This is a genomic window from Sphingobium trunci (assembly GCF_022664535.1).
Taxonomy (GTDB): Bacteria; Pseudomonadota; Alphaproteobacteria; order Sphingomonadales; family Sphingomonadaceae; genus Sphingobium.
In genome coordinates, this window is sequence record NZ_JAKUJY010000015.1 from 91,145 (window position 1) to 113,306 (window position 22,162).

The following is a 22,162-nucleotide window of genomic DNA, read 5'->3' on the forward strand; positions in this document are numbered from 1 at the left end:
GCCGTGAGCCTGTCGAAGGGGAGGCCCGTCTCGAACATGGCCCCGGTCCCTTGAGACGGCGCTAAGCTTTCGGCTTCATGGCTCCTCAGGACGAACAGCACTGGAAGATAAACGGGAGTTAGCGATGGCAGGCAAGCACTTCGACGAATGGCAGGTTGGCGACAGGCTGACCCACGAGATCACCCGCACGGTGACCGAGACAGACAACCTGCTGTTCACCACCATGACCCACAACCCGCAGCCGCTGCACCTCGACATCGAGGCCGCGAAGGGGAGCGAATTCGGGCAGATCCTGGTCAACGGGACCTTTACCTTCGCGCTGATGGTCGGCCTTTCGGTGAGCGACACCACGCTGGGCACGCTTGTCGCCAACCTCGGCTACGACAAGCTGGTGATGCCCAGCCCCGTGTTCATCGGCGACACCATGCGCGCGACCAGTGAAGTGGTAGAACTGAAGGTATCAAAGTCCCGCCCGAAAGCTGGGATCGTCACATTCCAGCACGAGCTGATCAACCAGCGCGGGCAAATCGCGTGCCGCTGCCTGCGCTCGGCACTGGTCAAGTGCAAGGACGCATGATGCTGCGATCGCTGCTATTTGTTCCCGCCGACCGGCCCGATCGCTTTGCAAAAGGAGCGGGGAGCGGTGCGGATGCGATCATTCTTGATTTGGAAGATTCGGTCGCGCTCGCCTCGAAACAGATGGCGCGCGATGCGATCGCGGAATTCCTGCTGGAATCGCGCACGACCAAGGTGTTCGTGCGCGTCAATCCACTCGACAGCGGGATGATCGATGCCGATCTAGCTGCCGCCCTTCCTGGGAAACCTGACGGAATCGTACTGCCCAAGGCGGAGGGGGCAAACAGCGTGCAAGCGCTGCTTGCGCTGATTGGCGACGCAAGCATACCCGTCCTGCCCATTGCCACGGAAACCCCGGCATCCGTGTTCGAGCTTGGCACCTATTACCAGTGCCGTGATGCGATCATGGGGGTCACTTGGGGCGCGGAAGACCTGCCAGCCTCCATAGGCGCCAGTACCTCGCGCGAGGAGGACGGGCGTTATACCCCGCCTTATGAGATGGTGCGGAGCCTCACCCTGTTCAGCGCTCATCGCGCGGGGGTGCAGGCGATCGAAACGGTATTTCCCGATATCTGGAACACGGAAGGTTTGGGCGTCTATCTCAACTGCGCGCGCCGGGATGGTTTCACCGCGATGATGGCCATCCACCCGACGCAGGTCACGGCAATCAACGGAGCCTTCACGCCAACCGAGGCTGAAGTGGCCCACGCCCAAGAGGTTGTCGCGCGTTTCGATGCAGACCCTTCGCTAGGTGTGGTTCAGCTCGGCGGCAAGATGATTGATCGTCCGCACCTGAAGATCGCACGAACAATTCTCTCGCGTGCGGGGAATTTCTAGACGAGAGCCCCATCGAAAACCAGGATACACCCTCAAGGTTACCTGAAATGGGAATGTCGCCATAATCACGCTCAATCGGTCAAATTAGTCCGGAAACTGTTTTGTGCAGGTAGCGATATCACCGGTCTCGTCGCGGTCGAAGACAAAGTGAGCGATCTGATCGCCGAAGATGCCGCCCTTTTTCCGTGTCGCTGTGGTGCGCTTGGCGAGAATGGAGAAGTCGCTTAGCCGTGCACGACATCGAGATCGTCGAGGTCCTCGTGGCCGTAGGCGATCGCCGGAAACCGCGCCCACAGGATATAATCGAGTTTACCGGTAATCCGAGACGGATCGTGCGGATCGGCAATGCAACGCGCGAGACGCTGGCAAATACGTCTTCCCGCAATCTCGAAGGCTTGCACACGCGGGGAGGGAAAAAACACTCTTCGGCCCGGCGCCTCAACCCAGCCTGCCAGCAGTGCAACAGGCGATCCTTGGCCGCCTGGCTCGCTCACTGTCCGGGCATCGCCTGCATTGCAGCTACGGTCTCGCCAAAAATCCCGGCACACGTCTGCAAAATGCTAGTCCCTCGGGGGCGACACCTCTCTGGGGCGAAGGCCTAACTGCACGATTTCGTGAGTAGTTCCAAGCTAATCGGCGATCACCGTCGCGCCGGTTCACACTCGACCACTCCACGCTGGGTGGCATGCAAAAAAGGGCTTGATCGGCAAATTTGAGTGGGATTCCGGTTTCAATGTCGCCGCGAGCCCGCTTCGCGCTTATGGCTCGGCAGGTTATTCATCTCCTTTTTATATTGTACATTTTACTCCGGCATGCCTTAGATAAGGCTGGTAAGCCCACTCGGCAGGTGTCGGACGCGGAAGGAAATCCGACGTTGCTCGACGTGGCCATAATAGGCACGACGGCTTGAACCTGTACCCGCCGAACAACAAGTGATCATGGAGAGGTGAAGTATAGTGCGCCAAAAGCTTAAGCTTCTGCTAAGTTTGACCGATGTGCAGGCGGAAGGACGTCTGGCTGAGAAGCTCCAGACCGAGACGGATCGCCTCGCTGCGGAATTCCCGCACAAGCTGGACCAGTCCTGGGCTTTCCGCGTTCGGGACCCGGAGCTCGAGGCGGCCGCTGCAGGCGCCTTCCATTATGGCGTGCCCTTCGACGCCATATTGGAAATCTTCCGCGAGGACGGCGGCGATCTCAGCGGACTGGTTCCGCTGCTTGGCGGATTTGCGGAGCGGCTGGGTGATACGATCCGGCCGGCAGCCTCAGCGGCGCTGGTCGCAACCGAGCATGTCATAATGCCGGGGTTCGGCTCTTTGCTGATCGTGATCGCAAATCGACGCCTGCCGAAGTTCGATCACGAGGAGTTCGTCAAGTACTGGCACGGTCACCACGGGCCGTTCGCGGAGTCGATTCAGCCGGAGGGGCTGGGGTTCGGCTATCGGCAGGCTCACGCCGATATGGCGCTGTCGGCTCAGTTCGCGCGAGAGGCCGGGCTCGGCATCTCCGATTTCGACGGGGCGGCCGAGACCTATTGGATTGATGCCGACCGGCTTCGTAATCTGATGGGGACGAAGGAACTGGTCGATCAAACGACAGCCGACGAGCGGAATTTCGTCGATCATGCGCGCTGTGTGACCAGCCTTTTCGACATTGCATCATGGAGCACGCGCTAGGAGCCTGCTCCGCGCGGACTGGCGGTAATTGCTTGCGGTCGCCGCTTTGCCGGTAGGCGGCCAGGATTTGGAGGATACGCAATGTTCAGAGGATACGCTGGTCTGTCTCTCGACGGAGACCACCTGGATCTTTCGTACCGCGATCGCGATGCCTGGCCCGACATGACCCCCAAGGGTTCGGTGAAGAGTTTCGCCTTCGACATCGGCGATCCGGAAGCGGGGCCGACCGTTCTGCTCGGCCTGATGACCAAGGTCGAGGGCGAGGATCTGGACTGGAAGCACTCTGTCGATCCGGTCCATCATCACGGCACCGACCAATTTCGCATGGTGGCCGGGGGCGAATGGACGGTGGCTGGCAAATCCATGCCGGCGGGAACCTATGGGTTCCAGGAGGCCGGCTGGGTCTACCAGGAGCATCCGGTGCACGGCGGTCCGGTATGGACGCTGCTGATAATGGGGGATCGCCGCGGTTCCCGTTCCATCCTCAGATTCAAGAAGGATATGGCGACCGTCATCGACGGCGGCGAGGTCGGCGAGGCCTTCGGACAGCCGGTAGAGGGGGAGCCCTATCCCCACCCGGCAGGCGACAAGGGCATCGCCGCGGTGGCGACGACGCTGGGTCCATGCGAGCGCGGCTATTTGTCCGGCCAGGTGGGGGACCTGGGCAGGAACGGGAAGCCCGAAACGATGACCGGGATTCTGGGAGATGCGACGGTCGGACCCGCGGTGCACGTGCTGAACACCAAGGCGAACCAGACGATCATCCCGGCTTGCGTCTATCCGACCGAGCTGGTGCTGCTGGTTGTCGGCGGCGCTTGCCGGGTGGGCGATGTGGAATATTCGGCCGGCGACATGCGCGTTCAGCGAGCCGATGTCGCCTTGGACACGGTGGTCGCCGGGCCCGACGGGGCCGAAGTGCTTGTAGTCGTCGGCGACCGACGCGCTCAGCCGAAGCTTGCGTCGGCGGTCGCCGCGCCGGCCTGGATGGGCGATGTCCAACGCGTGCTCAGCGCCCTCGATCCGGTCCCCGGCGGGATTAAGGGCCATCGGCTTCGCGCGGGCCTCGCCAACGCATGAGAGCATCATTCCTCACAGGCCATCGTCGCCCTGTGTCGAACCATGCCATGGGCGGTGCCGAACGAAAACGACACCCTCTCCAGCGATGCTTCAGCGCGGGCCTGCGCGCACGCTTACCATGTAATCGTTTTTCTGAAACTTAGCCACTGAGCGAATAAGGTGTCCAATGACTAAAATTACCTATATCGAACATAATGGGGCCGAGCACGTCGTCGACGTCAACTCTGGCGAATCCGTTATGGAAGGCGCGATCAAGAACGACGTCCCGGGGATCGATGCAGACTGCGGTGGCGCGCTGGCCTGTGCGACCTGCCACGTCTATGTTGATGAAGCCTGGGCCGACAAGGTTGGTGCGCCCACCGAGATGGAGGAATCGATGCTCGACTTCGGTGATGGTATCCAGCCCAATTCGCGGCTTTCGTGCCAGATTATCGTAAGCGACGATCTGGACGGTCTCGTGGTCCGGCTGCCGGAAAGCCAGCACTGATTCGTCTGCCTGACAAGGAACCTCAGCTGACACTCATCGTGCCGGGCGCGTTCGGCACCTCCTTTCAGCGGTGACCAGGATTTTCTGGCCAGGGAGCGGCGTTGGATCAGCGGCGCCGCTGCCATCAGTATCTAGCCGGGTTTGAGGTGTCTCGTAAGGGCGAGGGGTATCGCCTTGAATCCGCTCTTTCACATGTCCGCGCTGGCACATATGGACCGATTGTGTAATGATTCTAAGGGTCTACTGGATCTGAGCTGGCTGGGATGATCACGCCGTCGCTATTTCGTCATGTGGGTTGAAGCAGGATAGCCGTGGAAGCAGGATAGCCGTGAATGCATAGGCCCATGCAACTGATCGACGGCAGGGAGCGGCTGCGCTCATACCTCACTGTCCTCCGGGGAGGGCTCCGGCGTTGCAAGTGCAATTTGATGCATTGGCGTTTTGGTCGGTTGAAGTCCTCCGTCCGGCTACTGTGGCAGTTGGTAGGACTGCTGGCCCTGATGGGATCCGCGAACCAGGTCCGGCTTTCCGGCAGAAGTTCAGGATTATCGTAACGCCATCGCACTGGTGATCGGTGCGCCGTTGCACAGTCCGAACCACGCCTGCGGCACGGCTCGCGTCAGGAGCCGGTCTCATTAATTAGGCGATGGATTTCCCCGATCGGCGTGTAGTCAACAGGACGGATCGAATCGCCGCAGCCTCGGCATTGGATGGTGTGATTGAGCCTCAAGGTTCGGTAGGAGACGTCCAAGTCCCTGCCGAGAGGCCCATGACCTTCCCGACTCCCGAAGCGTTTGGAGCCACCCCAGGCCAAGACCGTGTCGATAGCGAGGGACCTGTTCCTCCTGCACCGACTGAAGCGACAGAATTGTATCGGCGAAATGTCTGGCGCCTCACTAGCTGCGATGAGAAATGCGAACGCTCGCCTCCCTGGGCCTTGGTTTCCTTGAAAAAGTCCATCAAGTCCTTCCCGGCTCGATGTGGATCAGATCCAGCCGTCGCGGCGACGCTCGCCGCTGTCGCGGAGGTCCCGTCCTTCGATCGAGGACCTGCGGATCTCGAGTCCTACACTGTCGCTGCTATAGGGCGTTCGATAATCCGCCACGGAGAGATTGTTTCGGCGGGCATTGTCGTCGGCCGCCTTTTCACTGCCGAACTTGCCGGCATGTTCGAAGTCCCACCCATCGTTCGTCTCCTTCTCTTGGCCGCGGGCACCGCGCCGGCGACGTCTCCATTCACAAGTCGAGTCCGAGGCTACGCTCGGGCAGCGGTGGCAGCAGATCGGGGCGATCAGGGTTCAGATCCGGCGGTGCCTGCGGAGCCGTCGCGGCCGGCGCGGGCGCGGCGCCATCGGGGAGCGGCGGAAGGTCGGTGGGGATTGGCGGCAGGTCGGAGAGATCGACCCCGTCGATCGGGCCCGGATCGAACTTCTCGCGGGGTTGAGCGCCCGGTCCCTTTTTCCCGTCGATGTCGAGACGGCCGAGCGTCTCGAGGGAGGAGGTTTTGTTACCCGGGTTCATGTCGAGCTGCCGGGCGAGCTTTTCCTTGTCGTCCACGATCATGGTGAGTTCGTCGCGCACGCGGGTGACGCCGACGTTGAAGAGGCGCTGGTTCGAGAGGTTGCGCTCATGGGAAGACATGACGGCAATCGCCTTGTCGGTGGTGATCCCCTGCGCCATGTGCATGTTGAGGCTGTAGGCAAGGTCGAGCCGAGACAGCATCGGGTCACCGAGGCCGAGCGTCACGAGTGCCTTGTCTGCCGTCTCAACCTTCACGCCATCGGCATCGACGCCGACAACTCGCGCGAGAGCGGCATTGAGCAAGCCGCGCTCCTTGTCGTTGGCGGTCCAGCGGATACGGTCGCCGTCGCGCAACTGCAGGTCCTTCTTCTGGGAGAGCTGGAGCCGGTCGCGCTGTTCTGTCGGCGACAGTTTCCGGGGATCGAAACGGATCCGACGGCGACCGTCCGACAACTCGACCTTGCCGTTGGCATGGACTTTCAGAACATCGTAGCGGCCCGCCTTGATGCCGACGTCCTGGGCACCGTCGCGGCTGACCTCCAGCGTCTGGCCCTGCCGGTAGGTCGGCGCATAGCGCAGCTCCTCCCGGGTCGTATTGACGCGCTCGTAGACGGTGAGATGGATCGCCTCGCCCTTGACGCTGCCTTCCGCGATCAGCCCGTCCTGGATGCGCTGATTGATGATGGCGCGCGCATCGCGGCCCGAAGCGAAGACAGCGGTCGCCTCGCGCTCTTGCGCGGAAAGTCCGAGCCACATATCGGCCGCGGCGGCGGCTGGATCGGCAGCCTCGACGACGCGGTCCCCCAGTACCTCCAGCGCAGCGCCGGCCTTGCCGATATTGGCGAGCGCGGCGACCGTGCGCAGCTGGTCGGTGCGCTGACGGATATTCTGGTCCATGCGCGCCACGGTGCCACCGACGACCTGGATCATGGCGAAGGCCTTGCCGGCATCGATCGATGAGAGTTGCTGGCGATCGCCGACCAGCACCAGCTTGTCGACCCCCAACGCCGCCGTGATCTGGTGGAGCTTGAGCATGTCGTTGCTCGAGACCATCGACGTCTCGTCGACCAGGAGCATGGTGCCGGCGAGCTTCTCGCGCGCCGTCTCGTAGCGCGGCGTATCGCGCTCGGAAACGAAGCGCTCGTTGGCGAGGACGAAAGAGGCGATCGTCTGCGCCTTGATGCCCGCCCCTTCGGCAAGGTCCGCCACCATCTTGTTCTGAAATGCGAGGCCGGTGATCGATCGGCTTTCGGCTTGGGCGACCCGGGCGACCGCCTGGAGCATGGTCGACTTGCCGGCGCCGGCGACGCCCTGGACCGACACGGTCCGATCTGTCGACGACAGGATCATTGTCGCCGCCGCAAGCTGACCCGGGTTGAGCGGCAGAGCAGCGGCATCCTGCAAGCGCTGTGGCGCGTCTGTTGCCGCCACGATCGGCTCGGCTTTCCCTTTGCCTTCTTCGACAGCACCGAGGATCTTTTCCTCGGTGCGCAACGCTTCCTGCGTGGTGACCATGCGACCCGTCCGATCCGCGGCGGTCGCGACGCCCGGGATGAGCTGACGGTTCTGCACCAGCCGGTCGATCCGCTTCTCGATCATGTCGACGGTGACGCCCTTGACGCCAAGATCGAGCGCGGTCTTGCTCAGCAGGTTGACGGGCCAGGCGGCTTCGCGTTCGGAGAGCATGCGCACGGCGGAGGCGACCGCAAGCTGCGCGCGCGCTTCCGCCGGCGACTTGACCGCCCGGGCGAGCGCATTGTCCACCAGCGGATCCTGGGGACGAAGAAGCGCACCCAGTGTCTGGCGGGCGCCGTCGACGGCATCGACGATGGCGCGGTAGCCGCGCTCCAGGGCGCTTTCCGGAGCCGCCAGCCCGGCGCGCGCCTCGGCCGCCGCCCGCAGGTCCTTGCCGTCGAAGCCGTGGGCCGCAGCCTGGTCGATCCAGCCCTGCTTGAGTGCCGCGCGATCCTCGACATCGAGCTTGGGATCGCGCGAGCGCTTGGTGATTTCGCGCAGGCCCTCGGGCGACTTGATACCCAGCCGCGCCGCATGATCGAGGATCTCTTCACGGCGCTGACTGAACTCGCCGATCACAGCCTTGGGGACGCCCGATATCTCGAACGTGCCGTGCTTGCCTTTGAGGTGCAGCTGATAGCCGATCCGCTCGAGCCCGGCGCGCAGGAAGCCCGGGTCGCCAAAAGCGCGCCGGTGACGATGTCGTCGATCCGGTCCCGATCGACGGTCGGCGCAGCGCCGTCCTCATAGCGAACCGGCGGTGCGAACCCGGCCTCGACCCAGCTTTCGAGGCCGTCCTGCGCGGCCTCGGTATAGGCGGAAACCGTGGGACTTCGCCGATAGGCAGCCGCATCGCCCTTGAGGCCAAGCGAATAGTAGACACCGAAGTCGTGCCGGTTGGTGACCGACACGAGCGTGCAGCCATCGGGCGGCGGTCCGAAACGGGCAATGATGGCGGCGCGGTAGGCGGCGACTTCGAGCCGGTTCAGCCGCTCGAAATCGGGCGTGTGCCCAAGCTGGGCGCAGTCCTCGTTGGCGGGGGCACCGCCGAGGTCGATGATGTCGGACATGATTGTCTCCCGTCACGATTGGACAGGAGCCACGCCCCCCTCCTCTCTACGGCCGCAGGCCGGTCGGGCGGGGATTGAAGCTGACAGGAAAACTGGTGGGCAAACTTGAAGACTTGGACCAAGTACGGTATGTTGAACGAAATCGGATTTTGTTGGACAAGAGGCAATGGCTAAGAATAGCGGAGCGCGCCGTACTGACGGCGGGAAACACCAAGGCGGCTGGTCGGGCAAGCGCAGTGTCGGGACAGGCCATATCCTGACGGTTCATGGTACCCAAGTCGAAGCCGTGATGGCCGCCGCGCAGCGGTCGGGCCTGCTACATGAGAAGAGCGGCCGGATCGGCGGCCGGGTTAGCACTGCTCTCGTCGAAAAGGCGAAGGCTCGAACCGGCATCGAGACGGACACCGATCTGATCGAGTTCGCCCTCGCCAACATCGCTCTTGAGGACAAGTTCGCCGAGAAATTCAAGGCTGCGCGCGGCAAGGTGGATCCGGATCTGAAGCTCGGCTTCTAATATGGCGGGCTTCGATGTTTCAGCAGCGATGCGCTGGGCGCGTTTCGACCCGCGCCGTACCTTGGCGCGGCGGCCAGACGACATCCTCCCGTTCGCGGAGCAGGATGAACTGGGCGGACAAGCGCTGCTGCTCGACACATGTGTCTATATCGATCAGATGCAGGGTCGCGCCCCGACACTGGTTGAGCAGCTCGTCGACGGACGGCAAGTCAACCATTCGACCGTGGCTGTTCAAGAGCTGATGCATACAGTCGGCGTGCTCGATCCGGGTGATCCCCGCACGGCTGGCGTGGTGCAAGTGATCAGGGCGCAAATCGAGGCCATGCCTGATCACCGCGTCTTCACACCCGACGCGGAAGTGCTCGGGCGCGCAGCTCTTCTCAGCGGCGTTCTGTCGCGCATACAGGGTTACGCACGGGACGCACGGCTCAAGGCGCTGCACGACTGCGTACTTTTCCTTCAGGCGCAGAAACTCGGTTTCACGGTGCTGACCGCGAACATCGCTGACTTCGACTACCTGCTGCAGCTTGTGCCGACCGGTCGCGTTCTGCTCTATAGGGCTAGCTGAGGGTCGGAGAGGCAGGGCCTGGCCTGAGGCGGTGAAGCAAAATAGCCCCCGCTCGTTAGAGCGAGGGCCTGGGTGATTCACGAGAGTCGCGCAGCGTTAGCCACCAAAGGCATGTTCGGCGGAGGACTGACCGAGGCCGGCCTCGGTGCCCTGGGTGGCGGGGCCGGCGGTCTCGTCGGCGCCGGGCAGCGGCGGCAGGCCCTCGTCGGCCTTGGGCGCCATCTCCGCGGCGAGATCGCGGCGACGCGTCGGGCGCGACCAGACGACGTTGTAGCTGCCGTCCTCCTGGCGGAACGCCGACACGTAGAGCGGCGCGGCCAGGCTCGGATCCTCGATCTTGCCGTTGAGGAACGCCTCGCCCGTGCCGTTCGAGAACAGCTCGAACAGCGCGCCCACCTGCACCCACGCCCGCGACGCCGACAGCGCCAGAACCTCGAACTTGGGCGCCTTGGGATTGGCCGAGTGCACCTCGCGCAGCGCAACCGTCATGGCGATCGCCAGCGTCGCGATCTTGCCGACGAAAATGCCGGCGTCATTCTGCTTGATCGAACCGATGTTCATGGGAAAGTCTCCTGAAAGCGGTCTCGAACACCGTGTCCGAGCCACCTTCATGCCTCCCACTCCCCTCCTCGGCCGTTCGGCCGAGCAGGCGCGCAAGCGCCCATCCGAGCGCCGCCAAAGCGGCCTCGGGACGAAACGCGTTGGGCGCTTGTGTTAGTTTATCGAGCCGAAGAGACGCCTCTTGGCCTCTGCCTGATGCAGGCCGTCCTTGACGCCGACCGTGGCGTTCATGGCCGCCGCGAGATCGGCAGCCAGCGTCTCGGGAATGTCGGCATAGGCTTCGACCACCCCGATAGCGACCTCTGGGCTCGGCAGCTCGCCCGGCTCGGTGCCAAGCCAGATCGTCGCCTCGCCCTCTTCGGGTTCCTCATCGGTCGGCGTGAATATCTGGGCGAAGAAGGTCTGAAGGGGTCTGTCCCATCCAACCACCGCCTTGATGACCCCGTTCCCCGGTCTCGGTTTGAGTTCGTAGCGGCTCATGTCTGGCTCCGACGCATGCGATGATCGACGTGGCGGGCCGCACCTTCGGCGCTGCGCAGCGCCTTGCGGACCGCGGCGGCGGCGCGCGGGGCGCCGCTCTAGGCCAGAAGGTGCCGCGCGCTGCGAAGCTGGTCAATCGCCTCCCGCACGGCGTCGCGGTCTGCCGGCCTCGCGGCTCTGATAGGTCGCATGGGATTGGTCCCTTCGAGATTGATCAGGATGCCGGCGACGCCGGGACGGTCTCGATGCGGACATCGATGGTGTTCCTGCCGATGATCGCGGAGAACTGGCGCCCCTCGGGAACGAACCATTGGGCGCGGTAGGCGATGATCGCCCGGAGCCGCTCCACCAGCGCCGCGTCGTCTCCAAGCAACAGGCGGGTGGCCGTTTCTCTGGCATCGAGCAGGAAGCGATCGTTCTGCGTCTCCCAGCTATCGGCGTCGCGATCGTCGCTCGCGCAGAAGCATGAAGCCTCGAGCAGGTCGACCAGCTCGTCCGGGGATACCGCGTCGCGCGCGGCGAGAAGGACGTTCGTTTCCTCGAAACCCCAATGATGCGCGTCGTCATACTCGATGACGACGGGAGCGGCGACGGTCAGCGTCTCGGGTCTGGCGCCCCCGATCTCGACCACGAGATCGAGGCGGTCGACCGTCCCGCTTTCGAGCCCGGACAGGGTCTCGCTGTCGAACAGATGGGGCGCGCCGTCGCGTTCGATCTCGAATTTGAGCGCCGTGATGCGGGGAAGAGCATCGTACCAGCCATATCCCGCCATCGTGTCGTCCGGATCCGCGAGGGAGCCTTCGAGGCGGCCGTCGCGGGCGAGCGCGAATGCCGCGCATTGTTCGAGCGGCGCGCCGAAATGCTCCTTGAGGACGAGATTGTCCGCCGGTATCAGGCCGGAACCCTCGCGTCCGCTGTTGAGATCGGCGGTCGCCGGGGTCCAGCCGCGCAGGAGAGCCGTCGCCTCGGGGAGATCGATGCCGAGATTCCGGGCCTCGGTCCATTGAGCGAAGGACAGGCGGTGGCTGCCGAGCGACGCGATGTGGCGGAAGATGGTCTTGCGGACCGTTTCGCGGAGTGCTTCAAGCGCGGCGCTTTCGACCATTTCGGTCCGGGCTGGGAGCACAAGCTGCAGCGCCGGAGAATCGATGATGTCGACGCGTGCCCACCAGCTGCGATCCTTCTCGTCGATCGAGGGCAGGAGGCAGGGAACGGTGAGGCCGTGGAAGTTGATGCGTGGCTGACAGTGGGCGCCGCGTGTTCCGTTGTAGATGCCGATGCGCACGCCGTCGGTCTCAACCGTGACCAGGGCGTCGGCGAGCCAGTCCGATTGGGCAAGCGGCGCGCCCTTGAAGCGGATCGGCGTCGGACAATAGCGCGCAGCCGCGTTCGCGCTGGCCTCCAGGGATTTCGCCCAGTCATCCTGAAGTGGGAGACGGATCTCGCTGCCGAAGCGATGATCCCAGCGATAAACCGGGATGGGACCGCCCGTTTCCCAGTCGCCGGCCGCGATCGAGATCCGCCAGGCGTCGCCGCCGGCGCGCGGACGGGACCGGATTTCGACATGGCGCCCGGCAAGGCTGAACACGCCCATGCCGGCAGGATCTTCGCGGGCCGCGATATCCTCATCCCATCCCGAGCGCCCGAGCGCGAGGATGACCGCGGGATCGGCGATCCCCGCGCCGTCGTCGGCGATGACGAGCCACTGCCGATCGTCGGCTTCGGCGACATCGAGGTCGATGGTCCTCGCGCCGGCCCGGCGTGCATTCTGGATGAGCTCGGTCAGTATGGAACCGAGCGTATTATTGAACAGCCTCGTCACCTTGGTGATCGCGGCGGGATCGACCTGACTGTGGACGACGGTGGGAAGGGGCATCGGGGTCTCCTCGGCAAGAGCGAATGGCCCCCCTCCCCGCCCTTCTCTCCTTTCGCTTAGGACTGCGCGTCCACGGGCGGCGGTCGCGCGGCTGTCAGGCGCAGCGGCGCTCCTTTTCGGCCGGGGTTTCGATGTGGACATAGCGCTTGCCGGCCCGGCGGCGCTTGCGGATGCGACCATCGACGAAGGCGTCGGCCCAGCGGCCGGCTTCGTCCACGCGGGCGGCGATGGCGCATTCGTCGGCCTGCTTGAACATCGTGTAGGCCAGCGCGTATTGCGCGCGCTCCGGCAGGCCGAGCAGTGTCGCGGTGATCGGCAGGGCGCTCTCGTAGAATTCGAGGATATGGCGGCCCCCGCCGTGGTGCATCATGATGGCAAGGAGGCCCTTGTTTCCGGGACCGGTCGGCCGCGCGATCTGGATGTCATGCGACCCGTAGCTTACCCCGACCTGGGACGCCCCGCCCTCGCCGCGATGGAAGACGCGGTCCTCGCGGTTCGCCAGGGGATGGGCGAGAACCTCATAGCCATCGAAGCTGTCGACGCGGCGGATGCGGTTATGTCCGATGACGGTCATGACAAAATCTCCTCATGCCCCGGGCGCAGGCCACCGGGGTTGGACGGGCACGGAAAGTGGTGGAGTGGCGGGCCGGGCTTCAGTCGCCGCGCGGCAAAGGGATTGGGACGGCCAGGCCACTGGCAAGGTTGATGAAAGCGCCGGCGTGCCCGATCGACCCGCGGCCGAGAAGGTCGAACAGCAGTGCGAGCGCGTGGCTTGCCAGCACCCGGTTGACGAACAGGGACTGACGTTCGAGCGCCTCGGCGACCGAGCAGGACGGGGCATCGTCCTCGGCCAGGGTTTCGTCGGCCAGCTCCGGAAAGGCCTCAAGGACGGTCGGCAGGCGCGCCTTGACGTTGCCCTTCGGGCGGCATGGGCAACCGATCAGATATTGTCCGTCGCCGGCGCGATTGCCGAGGTCCATCCAATAAGTCGGCACGACCCTGCCGTCGCTAAGCGCCGCGCCGAGCGCCCGGCGCGCCGAAGCCGTGTCGACGCACGTGATGAGGATGTCGGTCCCTTCCGTATCGACGGCATCGGGCGCTCGGCCATGAACGGCTTTCCAGCCCAAGCCGTGGGCAAGGTTGATCCGCTCGGTGAGCGTGCGCGCCTTGGAGTTGCCGAGATCGCAGCGATAGAAGGGCTGGCGACCGAGATTGGCCTCGGTCACGATGTCGTCGTCGACCACCGTGACCGCGAGCGAACGCGAGGAGATCGCGCGGAGAGCCGTGTCGAGCGAGGCAAGGCCCATCAGCATCTGGGCGCCGTTTCCACCGCATCCCACGAGGAGGATGCGGATCTCGCGATTGTCGAGGGCGGCGGGAAGGAAGTGGCGCTGGGGCTTGTCAGGCTGCATGGGGAATCTCCCGAAAATGGGCTGCGCGGCACGGCCAGGAACATCCCTCCGGCGCAGAGCCGGGCAGCCATGACCGGACCCGCCGGATGATCGAGCCGGCCGACGACGAGTGAAATCTTGGTGGCATGGGCATCGTCAGCATCGTCGGTCGCGCTGAAATAGGCCGGACCGCGCCCGTGACTGTGCATGTCGCAGACGACATGCCAGCCAGGCTCGCAGGCAGGGGGCCGGTAAACGAGGCGCGTCGGCGTCGCTTCATCGATCTGCGGAAAATGCACGACGAATTCGGCCGTCGCCTCGTTCCACAGGATGAACGCTGCTGCCTCGTTGGGCAGGGCGGCACGGAAATGGTCCAGGACGGCGGCGAGATGCTCGCCCGGGACCCGGCCGCAGCGCAATTCGGCCCTGGGTTCGCCTATGCTGCCATAGGGGAGATGGGCGGCGAATGGCGGCGCCAGAGGCGCATCAAGCGCCAGCCAGGGCCGGCGCACAATGAGCATCGCCCCATCGGCCCCCACGGCAAGCCCGTGTCCGGCCCGACTGCTGCGAAGCGCATCGAGGCCAGGCGATCGGCCCATGGACGGAACGGGATAGCAGGGAACGGCAGCGAGCAGCGCGGCCGCGGTCGGATCATCGGCGAGCATGGTCATCTCCCGGCAGCCGCTGAAACTAGTCGGCCGACGGTGATCGCGTCGGCCGTTGGGCGAGCCTGTCGCTGACGGGCGGCGGGATGGAAGGGCCTGAGGCGCCGGACCGGGAAACGGCTCGCCGCGCGCGCGGCGAGATCGTCCCAGAGTCTGACGAGGCCGCCTTTGCCGGTGACGGTCCACTCCTGTCCGGGATTCGGGTGCGTCGACCAGGAATCGAACACGGCCCGTTCGAATGTCGGGATGGCGGCAACGCCGAGAGTCTTCGGCCTCGGGATATTGCCCCAGCAGAGCCGACCTTCGATGAAAACATTGAGAATCGGCGAGTGCAGCACCGGCGTGTCAGCCACGGGGCGCTCGCTGGCCGGCAGCGCGTAGACCCCGAGCCCTGTGCGCGTGGCAATGAACAGATGCGCGGGATAGGGCACCGCGACCGTGGTGCGCCGCGCCAGCGCTCGAAGACCGTCGGGCGGCGATGAGAGCGCGAAATAGGCGGGACGAACCTGTGCCGGCGTCCACCAGGCGAGAACATCGGGATGGGAGACCAGGACGGTGTCGGGCAATATCTCGGGGATCGCCGTGCGGCCCAGCGCCTCGGTCCACGGGCGCAGCTGCGCGCGCGACAGGGGAATGCCCGCGGCGATCGTGGGGCGGCCGTCTCCATCATGCTCGACGGCGTGCATGCTGGCGAACGCCGCCATGTCGTTCCTGGGCGCGCCATAGGCGTTCGGGGGCCGGGACGTTCCGGCCTGATAGAGCAGGATGGCGTTGGTCAGGACGAGACCGCCGCCGGTGGCTTCGAAGTGGCTGCTGTGATCGGACATGGGGGCCTCACGGATTGGGTGGGTCGAGACGGACGAGATCCTGAGCCGCGAGCAGAAACTGGACGCCGAGCCTGAGGCTCGCGAACCAGTCGTCGATCCGGCTCACTTCGGGCAGCGGGCAGAGGCCGCAGAAATCCATGAAGCCCATTTCCATGCCGTGGCGCGCGACATCGTAGAGTTCGCGGGCGAATTCCTCGAAGGGAACGAGCGTCAGCGGCGGCAGGGACGAGCATTCCTCGATGCCCGGCACATATTCGTAGAGCGTGTCGCTATCGAAGTGCCAGGCGTTGCGCTCCGAGGCGAGGCGTTCGAGCGCCTTGTGCGCGTCGCGAAGCCGGCGCAGCGCGCGTGCCAGGGCTTTCGGGAGACACGCTGGCTTCGCTGCGTTTGAGCCGATCATCCACTCGGGCCGTCGCCCATTCATTTCCGAGGGAAGCGTCTGTTCTTCGATCTCTTCGGCGCTGAGATCATGAAAGGCGGTCAAATTCCGGCGCGCGCTCTCGTCGTCGATCTCGCCGTCCCAATAATACATCGAGATTTCGTCGAAGAGGTCCTGGTAGCCGAAGACCGGAAGGGCAGTGCCGAGCGTCTCCCCGAGGGCCGCATAGGCGGCGGCGCGCCAGGGGATCGGAGCGTCGCCGGTTTCGATCCAGCCAAGATCCAGTTGGCCGAGGGTCTCGCAGACAAGGGCGATTGCGGGCGGCTTGTCGTCTTCGCCGACGAGGACGGCGACCCGTAGATCGACAAGCTCGATGGGCTCCAGGATTTCGAGAACCGCGGCATTGAAGACCTGCTCGATGCGCTTGCGGGCGCCGACGCGCGTGTACCGCTTGGAGGTTGCTTCCTGCGCGGCCACCCAGCGGCCCATCAGCTTGTGGTGATTGCTGAGCGGCTGATCGAAAGTGGCGGGGATGTCGACGGAAAGCGCGACCGACCGCCCCACGAGATCAGCCGAGGGGCGCGAGCCTGAGGCCGGCGGGGGGCTGAAGCGGCTCCGGCGCTTCGCCTTTGTGATTGGTAGGATCGAGGAGGATCCGCGCGTGGAGGGCCTGGGCCTGGGCGCTGGAGGGAGGCTGGGGGAAGCCGGTCGTGTTGCCATCGTCGTGCTCGATCCATTCGAGGAGCGTCTTGCGCGGTGCGGCCGGAATGGCCGCGCTCTGGGCGGGCGGCATGTTCAGCCCTTGGTGCCGACGGCGCGCCGATATTCGAAGAGGTGGGCGGTGCCCGACACGCCGGCATCGACGATCTCGGCGTTGAGGATCGCGGGGAACAGCGTCGCATGGTAGGAGCGCAACGCCGCCGGTTCGTCAGCGAGATGCGGCGGGACCGGCAGGTCGATGCCGTCGTATCGGTAAGTCCGGGTCAGGAGGTTGATCTGCATGATGGGCCTCTCGAATTGAGATGTTGGGCAAGTCGATGAAGGTCAGTCCCAGAGGCTGGCCGGTTCGTCCGCCTTGGCGTCGGCTGGCGGAGCGGCGGGGTTCGCAGCTTTCGAGGAACTGATGGGCGCGGGCGTCTTCGGCGTTGCCGCCTTGGCCTTCGCGGCTTCGGCGGCGGCGGTGCGGGCCGCTTCTGCCGCCTGGCGCTGCTCCTCGAGCTGGTCGGCGAGCGTCTTGCGGGCGGCGATGAGCTGACCGAGCGCACCGTCTTCGCCCTTGGCGAGTTCGGCATCGATTTCTGCGGCGCTGGCGGTGAGCGAGATCGGGCGGGTCTCGCCGGTCTCGAGCTTGTGCGCGGCGCCTTCCTGCCTGCGGGGAATCACGGTCAGGGTGACGGTATCGTCCGGGCCGACGACGAGATCGAAGCCGAGCGAGTAGCGCGCGAGCAGCGGGAGCAGGTTGGTAATCAGCACGGGGGCGCTTCCTTGTCTATGCGAGCGTTGGGGGGATCAGGCGGCGCGTTCGGTGATCGCGGCTTCGGGCGGCGGCGCGGCCTTCACCGGCGGCGGCCCGTATTGGCCGTCGAGCGTCATCGAACTGGGCAGGCGTCCGGCCCAGTCGAAGCCGGGCCGGTTGAGCATGCCGGCGATGAGGTCGGCCTTCTTGGCGGCGAGGAGCTTGGCGAAGCCCTTTTCGCCCATGTGCGCGACGAGGCCGCATTCCCGGGCGATGAACTTGAGTTCATCCTTGGTGTATCGCTCGAGGAAGGCCTTATCGACCTGCCACATGTCGCGCAGGTCGACCGCGAAGGCCCGGGCGAGGTCGGCGACATGCCCGAAGGTGAGCACGTCCTTGGCATAGGCGGCGCCTACGGCGGACAGCACATTGGCCGCCTGCGGCTCCGAAAGGGCGCGGATCTCCGCGATCTTGTCGCCATAGGGGAGATCGGGGAAGGAGGCGCCAACCAGGATGCCGGCACGCGCCTTCAGCGTTTCGGCCTTGATCTGGGGAAGCGTGCCCGACATGGCGGCGACGAGAATGGCGGTATGGGCCTGGACGGCATCGGCCGCGAGCGCGCGGGCGACGGCGGTGCGCCACTTGGCCTCGCGCAGGTCGCTGGTACGACCGGCGATCGATTTGACCGTGACGGTCGCCTTGTGCGCAGCGGAGCCGCCGGTCGCCGAAGGGAGCGGGGCCTGCGGAGCCGGGGCGCGCGGTTCGGTTCGGGTGGGAGCGTCGGTGCGATCGACCGTGCGCCCCTCGGAGTCAGCCTTGGTGTCGTCGAGGGCGACGTCATCCTCTTCATCCTCGTCGTCGTCGTGCTCGTCATCCTGCTCATCGTCAATGGAGGGCGGAGCTGCAGCCCGTGCCGCTTTTTCAGCGCGCTCCTGCTCCTCGAAGCGGATCGCCTCGGCGGTCTGGGTCTTCAGTTCGAAGCACCCGGGATTGGTGCAGTGTCCGTCGTCGACATGGGTTTCGAACAGGGTCCGCTGGGAGGCCGAGTTGAACGGGCAGGTGGTGCACTCGGTCTTGTCGAAGCAGGCGGCGGCGAGGTTCTGCGTCACCCGCATCAGCAATTCGCGCGTCTTGCCGACGTCCAGCCCGGCGGCGAGGATGGTCTCGAGGGCCTTGTCCTGTTTCTCGCCGGGTACGGCCGCCAGCAGTTCGGCATGGCCGACCTTGATCCGGCGTTCGTCGAGCGCGAGCTTGACCGTTTCGGAGAGCTCGGCGAGGGCCAGGCGCCGGTCGAGCTTGCTGCGTGACCAGCCAAGCCGGCGCGCGGCTTCGGCGCGATCGTTCTGGCAGGCCGCGAGATAGCGGACGGCGGCGTCGGCCTGTTCGGTTTCCGACGGATCGTCGCGGTCGTCATTCTCGGCGATCGCGGCGTCCAGCGCCTCCTGATCCGTCATCTCGCGGATGATGACAGGCACTTCGCCATCAGGGCCGTAGGCTTCCAGACCGGCGCGGTAGCGGCGCTCGCCGGCGACGATCGCATAGACCTCGCCCCTGGGACGCAGGAGGATGGGCTGCAGGATTCCGCGCAGGCGGATCGAGGCCACAAGCTCGTCATGCTTCTTGCGGTCGAAATAGCGGCGCGGATTGTCCCCCTTGGTGATGAGGGAGAGCGGCAGCGTGGCGCGGATCGGTTCGGCAGGGGTCAAGGCTGGTCTCCTCGGGGATTGGGGAAGGCAGGGTCCATCGAGCCCGCGCGCTCTCGGTCGGCGAGCCTGAAGCTCACCCTCCCCCTCCCCTCTCGTTGCCCGGAGGGCCGGCGAGCCGATGCGCTGATTTTCAAAAGGAAAAGGGGGGTTCAGGGCGCGCGCTGGCGCTCAGTAGTCCTCGGCGAGCATGACCGTCAGGACGCGCCGGGTGATCGAGGCGTCCGCCGGGTCGTCGGAGCCGAACTCGAGCGCCATGTCATAATAATCGATCTTGAAGAGGACCCTCTGCCCCTGCAGGTCGAAGGCGCCGAAATCGCGCTCGGGCCCGTCGCCGGGCTTGAACGCATAGCGGCGGACCGCCGCGAGCAACTCGGCCTGGGCGAGGATCTCGGCGATGCCCTCGCCCTCGCCGGACAGCCGGGCAAGACAATTACGCGTGACCATGATGCGGGCATTGGCATCGAGGCCCTGGCGGCAGCGATCGTTGAGACGGGCGATGCGTTCGGTGGCGGTGATCTTCATGCGGCCTCCAGCAAGCCGGCGTTGAAGGTCTCGAGCCACTCCGCCATTGCCGGTCGTTCGGGGAGCGGGACATGCGCGGCGACATCCTGGAAGCGGATGAGGTCGGCGGGCGCGTCGCGGATGATCGCGTCGATGTCGGCGGCGGGGAACAGCTCTTCGGCGCGGATGAAGTCGGTCATTCGGCCGGGCCTGGTCGATGTAGACCGGCGCCAGAGACCTTCGACGGTACGCAGGCGCGGGGCCGCGCGCGCTTCGACCAGGACGATGAGCCGAAGGCACCAGGCCGGTAGCGCCCGAACCTCATCCGGCTTCATGGCACCGCAGATGAAGCAGCTCGACTTGGGCGGCACGGGGAGGCCGGCGGCCTCGATGCGGGCGATGCAGGCGGCGCGGTCCCATTTCCATTCGCGAAGCGGGTATCGGCAGTCGAAGAGATCATGCTCGATCGCGGATGCATGGGCATGGCGCCGGGTGTTCGCGGGCGAGGCATCATAGCCGATCAGGCGGATGACCTTCTGGCCGCGCGCCCAGGCCGCTTTCGCCGGCTCCCACTGTTTCAGGAACGCATCCTGGGGTGCCACCTTCCACTTAAGGCTGCATTAGGTCGGGATCGACTTGCCCTACTAGCAGCGCAATGCCTGCATTTCCGCCATTCTAGCTCCCCCTCTCCTTTCAAGACGCCCGAGTAGCGGTAGCCTGCTCTCAGGCAGCAGACGGATCGGACGCTTCGATGTTGCCGCGGATCGGAGCGGGCCGGCGGACTCGATCAAGTTCCAAGACACGTTGCGCAGCGCGGCGCTCAAGCCGATGAGCCCGCTGTTCGGCGTCGACAGCACGCCTCAGAAGGCTCGCATTATGTAGAGTGTGGGCGATGTTCCTGTCTTCGACCGCGACGGCGGACACGTCAGGCTTGCTGGTGATCCATATATCCATTATCGTAGATATATGGACAACGACTCAGCCATCTCGGCGCTCGGCGCGCTCGCGCAGGGCACGCGCCTCGACGCATTCCGCCTGCTTGTTCGCCACGAGCCCGAAGGTCTCCCTGCGGGCGAGGTCGCCAAGGCGCTCGATGTGCCGCAGAACACAATGTCAGTGCATCTCGCGACGCTCGCGCGTGCCGGGCTGATCAAGTCAGAGCGACGCAGCCGCATCATCAACTACCGCGCCGATCTCGACCAGTTGAAGGCGCTGACGCTGTTTCTCGTGAAAGACTGCTGCGGCGGCAAGGCGGAGCTTTGCGAGCCGTTGATCGCAGAACTCACCCCTTGCTGCTGAGGGCTCCCATGACCGTCGATATCATCATCTACCACAACCCCGAGTGCGGGACGTCGCGCAACACGCTGGCGATGATCCAGAACGCCGGCATCGAGCCGCATGTCATCGAGTATCTGAAGACGCCGCCGAACCGCTCCCGCCTCGTATCGCTGATCGCGCGCATGGGCATCACGCCGCGCGCCCTCTTGCGCGAGAAAGGTACGCCCTATGCCGAGCTTGGTCTTGCCGACCCGGCGCTCAGCAATGACCAACTCGTCGACGCGATGATAGAGCATCCCATCCTCATCAACCGCCCGATCGTCGTCTCGCCGCTCGGCGTGAAGCTGTGCCGCCCCTCCGAGGAGGTGCTCGACCTGCTGCCGACCGGGCAGCGTGGCGCCTTCACCAAGGAAGACGGCGAGAAGGTCATCGACGACGCGGGCAACAGGATCGGCGGATGACCACCGCCGCTCCGGCCAAGCCGGCGATCAGCAGGTTCGAGCGCTATCTCAGCGTCTGGGTGGCGCTGTGCATCGTGGTCGGGATCGCCCTCGGCTATGCCCTCCCGGGCCTGTTCGGCGCGATCGCCTCGGCCGAGGTGGCGCGGGTCAACCTCGTAGTCGCGGTGCTCATCTGGCTGATGATCATACCGATGCTGCTCAAGATCGACCTTGGGGCGCTCGGTTCGGTGCGTCAGCATTGGAAGGGCGTCGGCGTCACCCTGTTCATCAACTGGGCGGTAAAGCCGTTTTCGATGGCGTTGCTCGGCACGCTGTTCCTGGGCTGGCTGTTCCGAGCCTTGCTCCCGGCGGCCGAAGTCAGTTCCTACATCGCCGGCCTGATCCTGCTCGCGGCCGCGCCCTGCACGGCGATGGTGTTCGTCTGGTCCAACCTCTGCGAGGGTGAGCCGACCTACACGCTGAGCCAGGTCGCGCTCAACGACGTGATCATGGTGTTCGCCTTCGCCCCATTGGTTGGCCTGCTGCTCGGGGTCGCCTCGATCACGGTCCCGTGGGACACGCTGCTGATCTCGGTCATGCTCTACATCGTCGTGCCGGTGATCGTCGCGCAGATCGTCCGCGGCGCGGTGATCGGCTCGGGCGGACAGGCCGCACTCGATCGGTTTTTGACCCGTCTCGGACCGATTTCGCTGCTGGCGCTGCTCACCACGCTGGTTCTGCTATTCGGGTTTCAGGGTGAGGCGA

24 protein-coding genes and 3 pseudogenes are annotated in these 22,162 nt (G+C 65.1%); 10 read left to right on the forward strand and 17 right to left on the reverse strand.

The window, feature by feature from the left end:
• Window positions 1-100: 100 nt before the first annotated feature.
• Complete coding sequence (locus MJ601_RS13995) at window positions 101-577, forward strand: MaoC family dehydratase (RefSeq protein ID WP_348635585.1); 477 nt, start codon at window positions 101-103, stop codon at window positions 575-577.
• Window positions 574-1,413, forward strand: a complete 840-nt coding sequence (locus tag MJ601_RS14000; protein ID WP_242127437.1) for an HpcH/HpaI aldolase/citrate lyase family protein — start codon at window positions 574-576, stop codon at window positions 1,411-1,413. Before MJ601_RS13995 ends, MJ601_RS14000 begins: the two co-directional genes overlap by 4 nt.
• Window positions 1,414-1,646: 233 nt before the next feature.
• On the opposite strand, the pseudogene MJ601_RS14005 reads toward MJ601_RS14000, so the two are convergent.
• A pseudogene (locus MJ601_RS14005) lies at window positions 1,647-1,784 on the reverse strand (IS1380 family transposase); the annotation flags it as partial.
• A 624-nt stretch (window positions 1,785-2,408) separates the two neighbouring features.
• Between MJ601_RS14005 and MJ601_RS14010 the strand changes: the two are divergent.
• The 3 genes from MJ601_RS14010 (at window position 2,409) to MJ601_RS14020 (ending at window position 4,650) form a co-directional block, all read left to right on the forward strand.
• Window positions 2,409-3,086 (forward strand): EthD domain-containing protein, encoded by a 678-nt coding sequence (locus MJ601_RS14010; RefSeq protein ID WP_242127489.1) that lies wholly within the window; start codon window positions 2,409-2,411, stop codon window positions 3,084-3,086.
• An 81-nt stretch (window positions 3,087-3,167) separates the two neighbouring features.
• Window positions 3,168-4,163, forward strand: coding sequence for a hypothetical protein (locus MJ601_RS14015; protein ID WP_242127407.1), 996 nt, complete (start codon window positions 3,168-3,170; stop codon window positions 4,161-4,163).
• Between the two features lie 166 nt (window positions 4,164-4,329).
• Entirely contained in the window at window positions 4,330-4,650 is a 321-nt protein-coding gene (locus tag MJ601_RS14020) for a 2Fe-2S iron-sulfur cluster-binding protein (protein WP_242127438.1), read from the forward strand.
• Between the two features lie 1,235 nt (window positions 4,651-5,885).
• Here the strand turns inward: MJ601_RS14020 and MJ601_RS14025 are convergent.
• Together MJ601_RS14025 and MJ601_RS14030 are read right to left on the reverse strand one after the other, a co-directional pair.
• Window positions 5,886-8,354 (reverse strand): annotated as a pseudogene (locus tag MJ601_RS14025) (AAA family ATPase); the annotation flags it as partial.
• On the reverse strand, window positions 8,261-8,755 hold the full coding sequence (locus tag MJ601_RS14030) for a hypothetical protein (protein WP_242127440.1): 495 nt from the start codon (window positions 8,753-8,755) through the stop codon (window positions 8,261-8,263). The pseudogene MJ601_RS14025 and the gene MJ601_RS14030, both read right to left, overlap by 94 nt.
• A gap of 166 nt (window positions 8,756-8,921) precedes the next feature.
• Here MJ601_RS14030 and MJ601_RS14035 point away from each other — a divergent pair, with 166 nt between their 5' ends.
• Complete coding sequence (locus MJ601_RS14035) at window positions 8,922-9,269, forward strand: hypothetical protein (RefSeq protein ID WP_242127442.1); 348 nt, start codon at window positions 8,922-8,924, stop codon at window positions 9,267-9,269.
• Between the two features lies 1 nt (window position 9,270).
• A complete protein-coding gene (locus MJ601_RS14040; protein WP_242127444.1) occupies window positions 9,271-9,837 on the forward strand; it encodes a type II toxin-antitoxin system VapC family toxin in 567 nt (188 codons plus the stop codon).
• Window positions 9,838-9,933: 96 nt separating this feature from the next.
• On the opposite strand, the gene MJ601_RS14045 is transcribed toward MJ601_RS14040, so the two are convergent.
• The 14 genes and pseudogenes from MJ601_RS14045 to MJ601_RS14110 form a co-directional block, all read right to left on the reverse strand.
• The gene (locus tag MJ601_RS14045; protein ID WP_242127446.1) at window positions 9,934-10,398 is read right to left on the reverse strand and encodes a DUF736 domain-containing protein; all 465 of its coding nucleotides are present in this window, start codon (window positions 10,396-10,398) and stop codon (window positions 9,934-9,936) included.
• A 153-nt stretch (window positions 10,399-10,551) separates the two neighbouring features.
• Window positions 10,552-10,878, reverse strand: a complete 327-nt coding sequence (locus tag MJ601_RS14050; RefSeq protein ID WP_242127448.1) for a hypothetical protein — start codon at window positions 10,876-10,878, stop codon at window positions 10,552-10,554.
• Between the two features lie 214 nt (window positions 10,879-11,092).
• The gene (locus MJ601_RS14055; protein ID WP_242127450.1) at window positions 11,093-12,754 is read right to left on the reverse strand and encodes an ATP-binding protein; all 1,662 of its coding nucleotides are present in this window, start codon (window positions 12,752-12,754) and stop codon (window positions 11,093-11,095) included.
• A gap of 94 nt (window positions 12,755-12,848) precedes the next feature.
• Complete coding sequence (locus tag MJ601_RS14060; RefSeq protein ID WP_242127452.1) at window positions 12,849-13,328, reverse strand: hypothetical protein; 480 nt, start codon at window positions 13,326-13,328, stop codon at window positions 12,849-12,851.
• 79 nt (window positions 13,329-13,407) lie between these two features.
• Entirely contained in the window at window positions 13,408-14,166 is a 759-nt protein-coding gene (locus MJ601_RS14065; RefSeq protein WP_242127453.1) for a PRTRC system ThiF family protein, read from the reverse strand.
• Window positions 14,061-14,816, reverse strand: a complete 756-nt coding sequence (locus MJ601_RS14070) for a PRTRC system protein A (RefSeq protein ID WP_242127455.1) — start codon at window positions 14,814-14,816, stop codon at window positions 14,061-14,063. The genes MJ601_RS14065 and MJ601_RS14070 overlap by 106 nt, the downstream gene beginning before the upstream one ends.
• Window positions 14,813-15,637: a PRTRC system protein B gene (locus tag MJ601_RS14075; protein WP_242127457.1), complete on the reverse strand. Its 825-nt coding sequence runs from the start codon at window positions 15,635-15,637 to the stop codon at window positions 14,813-14,815. The genes MJ601_RS14070 and MJ601_RS14075 overlap by 4 nt, the downstream gene beginning before the upstream one ends.
• A gap of 7 nt (window positions 15,638-15,644) precedes the next feature.
• Complete coding sequence (locus MJ601_RS14080) at window positions 15,645-16,580, reverse strand: zeta toxin family protein (RefSeq protein WP_242127459.1); 936 nt, start codon at window positions 16,578-16,580, stop codon at window positions 15,645-15,647.
• A 4-nt stretch (window positions 16,581-16,584) separates the two neighbouring features.
• Window positions 16,585-16,809, reverse strand: coding sequence for a hypothetical protein (locus MJ601_RS14085; protein WP_242127461.1), 225 nt, complete (start codon window positions 16,807-16,809; stop codon window positions 16,585-16,587).
• Window positions 16,810-16,811: 2 nt separating this feature from the next.
• Entirely contained in the window at window positions 16,812-17,018 is a 207-nt protein-coding gene (locus MJ601_RS14090; protein WP_242127463.1) for a PRTRC system protein C, read from the reverse strand.
• 42 nt (window positions 17,019-17,060) lie between these two features.
• Window positions 17,061-17,489 (reverse strand): PRTRC system protein E, encoded by a 429-nt coding sequence (locus MJ601_RS14095; protein WP_242127465.1) that lies wholly within the window; start codon window positions 17,487-17,489, stop codon window positions 17,061-17,063.
• Window positions 17,490-17,525: 36 nt separating this feature from the next.
• Window positions 17,526-19,178, reverse strand: a complete 1,653-nt coding sequence (locus MJ601_RS14100) for a PRTRC system ParB family protein (RefSeq protein WP_242127467.1) — start codon at window positions 19,176-19,178, stop codon at window positions 17,526-17,528.
• Window positions 19,179-19,346: 168 nt separating this feature from the next.
• Window positions 19,347-19,700 carry a DUF3768 domain-containing protein gene (locus MJ601_RS14105; protein ID WP_242127469.1) on the reverse strand — a complete coding sequence of 118 codons (354 nt, stop codon included), beginning with the start codon at window positions 19,698-19,700 and terminating at the stop codon, window positions 19,347-19,349.
• A pseudogene (locus MJ601_RS14110) lies at window positions 19,697-20,299 on the reverse strand (hypothetical protein); the annotation flags it as partial. The gene MJ601_RS14105 and the pseudogene MJ601_RS14110, both read right to left, overlap by 4 nt.
• 346 nt (window positions 20,300-20,645) lie before the next feature.
• On the opposite strand from MJ601_RS14110, the gene MJ601_RS14115 reads away from it, so the two are divergent.
• From MJ601_RS14115 to MJ601_RS14125, 3 genes are all read left to right on the forward strand, one after another.
• The gene (locus MJ601_RS14115) at window positions 20,646-20,978 is read left to right on the forward strand and encodes an ArsR/SmtB family transcription factor (protein ID WP_242127471.1); all 333 of its coding nucleotides are present in this window, start codon (window positions 20,646-20,648) and stop codon (window positions 20,976-20,978) included.
• 8 nt (window positions 20,979-20,986) lie between these two features.
• On the forward strand, window positions 20,987-21,418 hold the full coding sequence (gene arsC / locus MJ601_RS14120) for an arsenate reductase (glutaredoxin) (protein ID WP_242127473.1): 432 nt from the start codon (window positions 20,987-20,989) through the stop codon (window positions 21,416-21,418).
• A partial coding sequence (locus tag MJ601_RS14125; protein WP_242127475.1) for an arsenic resistance protein occupies window positions 21,415-22,162 on the forward strand: 748 nt, incomplete at its 3' end. The genes arsC and MJ601_RS14125, both read left to right, overlap by 4 nt.

What these genes read in the sequence shown, in the direction of transcription:
- MJ601_RS14000 (WP_242127437.1), top strand. Translation starts at nt 574, where the DNA reads ATGATGCTGCGATCGCTGCTATTTGTTCCCGCCGACCGGCCCGATCGC.
- MJ601_RS14015 (WP_242127407.1), top strand. Translation starts at nt 3,168, where the DNA reads ATGTTCAGAGGATACGCTGGTCTGTCTCTCGACGGAGACCACCTGGAT.
- MJ601_RS14020 (WP_242127438.1), top strand. Translation starts at nt 4,330, where the DNA reads ATGACTAAAATTACCTATATCGAACATAATGGGGCCGAGCACGTCGTC.
- MJ601_RS14030 (WP_242127440.1), bottom strand. Translation starts at nt 8,755, where the DNA reads ATGTCCGACATCATCGACCTCGGCGGTGCCCCCGCCAACGAGGACTGC.
- MJ601_RS14035 (WP_242127442.1), top strand. Translation starts at nt 8,922, where the DNA reads ATGGCTAAGAATAGCGGAGCGCGCCGTACTGACGGCGGGAAACACCAA.
- MJ601_RS14040 (WP_242127444.1), top strand. Translation starts at nt 9,271, where the DNA reads ATGGCGGGCTTCGATGTTTCAGCAGCGATGCGCTGGGCGCGTTTCGAC.
- MJ601_RS14045 (WP_242127446.1), bottom strand. Translation starts at nt 10,398, where the DNA reads ATGAACATCGGTTCGATCAAGCAGAATGACGCCGGCATTTTCGTCGGC.
- MJ601_RS14050 (WP_242127448.1), bottom strand. Translation starts at nt 10,878, where the DNA reads ATGAGCCGCTACGAACTCAAACCGAGACCGGGGAACGGGGTCATCAAG.
- MJ601_RS14055 (WP_242127450.1), bottom strand. Translation starts at nt 12,754, where the DNA reads ATGCCCCTTCCCACCGTCGTCCACAGTCAGGTCGATCCCGCCGCGATC.
- MJ601_RS14060 (WP_242127452.1), bottom strand. Translation starts at nt 13,328, where the DNA reads ATGACCGTCATCGGACATAACCGCATCCGCCGCGTCGACAGCTTCGAT.
- MJ601_RS14065 (WP_242127453.1), bottom strand. Translation starts at nt 14,166, where the DNA reads ATGCAGCCTGACAAGCCCCAGCGCCACTTCCTTCCCGCCGCCCTCGAC.
- MJ601_RS14070 (WP_242127455.1), bottom strand. Translation starts at nt 14,816, where the DNA reads ATGACCATGCTCGCCGATGATCCGACCGCGGCCGCGCTGCTCGCTGCC.
- MJ601_RS14075 (WP_242127457.1), bottom strand. Translation starts at nt 15,637, where the DNA reads ATGTCCGATCACAGCAGCCACTTCGAAGCCACCGGCGGCGGTCTCGTC.
- MJ601_RS14085 (WP_242127461.1), bottom strand. Translation starts at nt 16,809, where the DNA reads ATGCCGCCCGCCCAGAGCGCGGCCATTCCGGCCGCACCGCGCAAGACG.
- MJ601_RS14090 (WP_242127463.1), bottom strand. Translation starts at nt 17,018, where the DNA reads ATGCAGATCAACCTCCTGACCCGGACTTACCGATACGACGGCATCGAC.
- MJ601_RS14105 (WP_242127469.1), bottom strand. Translation starts at nt 19,700, where the DNA reads ATGAAGATCACCGCCACCGAACGCATCGCCCGTCTCAACGATCGCTGC.
- MJ601_RS14115 (WP_242127471.1), top strand. Translation starts at nt 20,646, where the DNA reads ATGGACAACGACTCAGCCATCTCGGCGCTCGGCGCGCTCGCGCAGGGC.
- arsC (WP_242127473.1), top strand. Translation starts at nt 20,987, where the DNA reads ATGACCGTCGATATCATCATCTACCACAACCCCGAGTGCGGGACGTCG.